2 protein-coding genes and 1 pseudogene are annotated in these 4,472 nt (G+C 64.6%); 2 read left to right on the top strand and 1 reads right to left on the bottom strand.

All coding sequences use genetic code 11. The features are described 5' to 3' along the window. Window positions 1-162: 162 nt before the first annotated feature. A pseudogene (locus EQG76_RS31110) lies at window positions 163-1,240 on the top strand (IS110 family RNA-guided transposase). Window positions 1,241-1,787: 547 nt separating this feature from the next. Here EQG76_RS31110 and EQG76_RS31115 read toward each other — a convergent pair. After that, window positions 1,788-3,569 carry an SLC13 family permease gene (locus EQG76_RS31115; RefSeq protein WP_159719085.1) on the bottom strand — a complete coding sequence of 594 codons (1,782 nt, stop codon included), beginning with the start codon at window positions 3,567-3,569 and terminating at the stop codon, window positions 1,788-1,790. A gap of 189 nt (window positions 3,570-3,758) precedes the next feature. Here EQG76_RS31115 and EQG76_RS31120 point away from each other — a divergent pair. Beyond that, window positions 3,759-4,472: IS256 family transposase (locus EQG76_RS31120; RefSeq protein WP_235031655.1), on the top strand; the 714-nt coding region annotated here is incomplete at its 3' end.

Here is a 4,472-nt window from a genome sequence, read left to right on the forward strand (position 1 = left end):
CACTACCTCGCCTTCGTCCAGATTGCCTCACTCATGGTCTGGCTGCGCAGCTTTGGCGACAAAACCTAGATACCGTAATCGGGTCGGATGGTAGCTGGCGCTGCCATGGCCGGTTGTTCTTCCCGCAGGCCCTGGGAGGGCCGAGATCGAGGGAGGCATCCGATGACCTACTATGCCGGGATCGACGTCTCGCTGGAGATGAGCAGTATCTGCATCGTGGACCAGGCCGGTTCGATCGTCCGCGAGTTCAGGGTAGCGAGTGATCCTCAAGCACTGGCGGCTGCGCTGATCGGGTTAGGCTTGATGTTCGGCCGGGTGGGTCTGGAGGCCGGGCCGATGTCGCAGTGGCTGCATGGCGGCTTGGCAGCGGCAGGTCTGCCGGTGGTGCTGCTGGAGACCCGGCAGTTGCGGGCGGCCACGCGGGCCATGTCGATCAAGACGGACCGAACGGATGCCCGGGCTATTGCGCAGATGGTCCGCACCGGCTGGTTTCGAGCCGTGCACGTAAAGTCGCCGCTCTCGCAGGAGCTGCGCGCGTTGCTGACGGCACGAAAGCTGCTGGTGGCCAAGCTGCGTGACATCGACAACGGCATCCGCGGCCTGCTCCGGGGCTTCGGCCTGAAGATGGGCAAGGTGGGTGAGCGCGGCTTTCCAGCCCGTGTCCGCGAGTTGGTTGGCGGCCGGCGGAGCTTGGCGATGGTGATCGAGCCGTTGCTGCAGGTACGCGGCGTTCTCCTGGCGGAACTGGAGGGCCTGCATCGTCTGGTCATGACCGCGGCGCGCCACGACGAGGCATGCAGGCGCCTCATGACGGTGCCTGGCGTCGGACCAGTAACAGCCTTGACCTTCTGCTCGGCCATCGACGACCCGATGCGCTTTACCCGATCACGTGCCGTTGGCCCCCACTTTGGCCTCACCCCACGCCGCTACCAGTTCGGGGAGACAGACCGGACCGGGCACATCAGCAAGCAGGGCGATGGCCTGGCCAGGCAGGCTCTTTACGAGGCAGCCAACGTCCTGCTGACCCGCACCAGCAGATGGTCCTCGCTCAAGGCCTGGGGGATGGGCCTTGCCAGGCGCGCCGGCATGCGCCGTGCCCTGTCGGCGCTGCCGACATCACTCCGTGGGATCGGGCTGAAGCCCGATGGTCGCGGTCGCCCGCAAGCTCGCCGTCGTGCTGCACCAGATGTGGCGCGACGGCACCGAGTTCCACTGGAGCAAGGAGGCGGCCGCGGCCTGAGCGCCGGCCGCCACGGCATCCAGCGCCCGAGGTCCCGTCGCGGGACGTGGCAGAGCAAGGCCGCAACAGACACAGGGCCGGCACGACCGAGCCCGCCTGCTAGATTGGCCCGCTCCGCCTGTCTGACCGTAGCCTGTGGCGGCACGACGCCGACCACGAACAGAAGCGAGCAACCGCGACGTGACACGCAAGCCGGCCGTTGACCGACCCGATTACAGAAGGGCCTGTTAGCGCCTGACCGTTTTCCCCATCGACTTCGTGGACAGCGGATGGGGTGGCTGATGACGGGTGTGCTGACGAACAGGCAGTGGGCAGTGCTGGCGCCGTTGATTGAGGCGATCATTTGGCGCTGCACCATCGCGTTCAGCTTGGCACCAGGTCAGGCGCACGAACTGCTACAAGCTGTTGGCCTATTTGCCCGTCTACCGGGTGGGCCACGCTGGGTGGTCGCGGATCGCGACTACACCAGCCATGCCTTCAGAGAACACATCTGGAACTTAGGTGCCCGGCCGGTGATCCCGCCACAACGGTACTGGGAGAGTTTCGTTCACTGCAACGGCCAGAAGATGGGGATCAATACGGTCGCAATCACGGCGACGATCATCGAGAGCGGGAGGCCAAGGCGCCAGTAGTCACCGAATCTGTAGCCGCCAGGACCCAGCACCAGTGTATTGCATTGATGGCCGATGGGGGTGAGGAAATCGCAGGCGCAACCGATCGCCACAGCCATTAAGAAGGGGTCGAGATTGAGGTCGAGCCGCGCCGCTAGACTCGCTGCGATCGGAGCCATGATCAGCGCCGTTGCTGCGTTGTTCAGGAACGGCGTCAGCCCCATTGCCATTACCAGCACGAGGGCCATGGCCCCGACGGGTGGTAACTTTGTGGCAACTGTGGCCAGACCGCCCGCTATCAGTTCCGCCCCGCCAGTGCTGGCAACCGCGTCACTAACCGGAATCAGGCAGGCCAGCAGCACCAGAATCGGAAGATCGATGGCTTCGTAAGCCTCCCGCAGCGTAAGGATGTTTAGCAGCACGGAGAGAACAGCCGCGCCGAAGAAAGCTGCTGCCACAGGGACGAGGTTCAACGCAACCAACCCCATGGCAACGGCAAGCAATGCTAGCGCCAGGTAGTCCCGCTGCGGTGTGCCAAGGCCCGTGGCTCGATCTACGAGCGGTAGGCAGCCGAGCTCTCTAAGTACATCCGGCAGGGCTCCCGCGGCACCCTGTAGCACCAGCACGTCACCGACCAGGAACCTGACATGGCGCAACCGCGTGGCAATGCTCTGGTCACGCCGTGCTAGAGCGAGGAGGTTGACGCTGTACACTTGGCGCAGCCGCAGCTCCGCGGGCGAGCATCCGACCAGCACGGAGCCCGACATGACCACAGCCTCTACCACATCGATGTCGCCCGCATACAGATCCTTGGTCGCCCCCTTGCCCGCACCACCGAGCTGCAGTCCCGTTTCCCCGACGAAATCCTGCAGCGCATGCGGATCGCTCTGGAGCACCAGGAGGTCGTTGGCAAAGAGGGTCCAGTGCCCAGCCGGGAGATAGCGGCGGCCGCCCTCACGCACAATCGCGACAACAGCCACCTCGCCGTGCCCAAGCGCCTCAAGCTCCGCGACGGTCCTGTCGACCAGTGGCGAGCCTTTGGGCAGGCGCGCTTCGGAGAGATAGGGTTCGGCCGTGAAGGTTGCCGAGGCAGGTGCTTGGCCGTGGCGTCCGGTCGGCAGCAACCGCCAGCCCACAGCCAGGAAAGCCAATGCCGCGGCGGCGATCCCGATGCCGACGGGCGCGAAGTCGAACATGCTGAAGGGCGTGCCGGTCAGTTCCGCGCGCACGCGCGAGACGAGGATGTTGGGCGAGGTGCCGATCAGGGTGACCACTCCTCCGACCAGCGAGCCAAAGGCCATGGGCATCAAAAGCGTGGAGGCCGGTGTGCCGCTGCGCCGAGCAACCTGGATAGCCACGGGTAGAAAGATCGCCAGTGCTCCGATGTTTTTCATGAGGGCTGACAGCACTGTCACGCTCGTAGTCAATAGCGTCACCCGAGCACCGGTTGTCCGCATGTATGGTTCGATGCGGCGAAGCGTTCGGTCAATCACGCCGGACTTGCCAACCGCGGCGCTCAGCACCAGCGCTGATGCGATGATGATTACTACTTGGTCGCCGAAGCCGACAAAGGCTCGTTCGGACGGCACGACGCCGCCCGCCATAGCCGCTAGGAGCGCGAGCAATGCCACCAGATCGTAGCGAACACGATTCCACACGAACAGTGCCACCATGGCGGCCAGAATGACAAAGAGGAGGGCTTGCTGTGGTGTTGGCATGTGGCTTTGGGGATAGGGATCAAAAACTGCAACGCACGCAGGAAAGCGGGGTTGCGGATGGCGAGAAGCTTGTGGTTGTTACAGATCGAGATAGGTCCAACAGGGCCACCTACTCCGGTGTGGCTTGTTGCCGGGAGTGTCAGGATTTTCGTGTGTGAGCGGGCATGATGGGCGCGAAGGAGGCCCGGCATGCCAAGACGCAAAGAGCCGAAGATTCCGGACGCGATCCTGGACCAGTTGCTGGCGGGGGCCGATCCGAAGACGGCGTTCGATCCGAACGGCCTGCTCGACGATCTGAAGAAGGCGCTGGCCGAGCGGGCGCTGAATGCGGAGATGGACCATCATCTGAGCGGTGATGACGCCGGGAACAGCCGCAACGGCTACGGCAGGAAGACGGTGGTGACCGACACCGGCCAGATCGACCTGGAGGTGCCCAGGGACCGCCAGGCGAGCTTCGACCCGCAGTTGATCGCCAAGTACCAGCGGCGCTTCCCGGGCTTCGACGACAAGATCATCTCGATGTACGCGCGCGGCATGAGCACCCGCGAGATCGTGGGCCACCTGCGCGATCTCTATGGCATCGACGTCTCCCCGGACCTGATCAGCGCGGTGACCGATGCCGTGCTCGAGGAGGTCGCGATCTGGCAGGCTAGGCCGCTGGAGCCGGTCTATCCCCTGGTGTTCTTCGACGCGCTGCGAGTGAAAGTCCGGGACGAGGGCCTGGTCCGGAACAAGGCGGTGCACATTGCCTTGGGCGTCCGCGCCGACGGAGCCAAGGAGATCCTTGGCCTTTGGCTGGAGCAGAACGCCTCCCGGGCCTGCTGGCCCGGGCTCCTTCGGAGACCGGATGATCCGGCTGCTGCCGGATCATGGCGCCAAATTCTGGCTCCGCGTCATGAACGA

Source organism: Geminicoccus flavidas (assembly GCF_009806515.1).
In the GTDB taxonomy this organism is placed as follows: domain Bacteria; phylum Pseudomonadota; class Alphaproteobacteria; order Geminicoccales; family Geminicoccaceae; genus Geminicoccus; species Geminicoccus flavidus.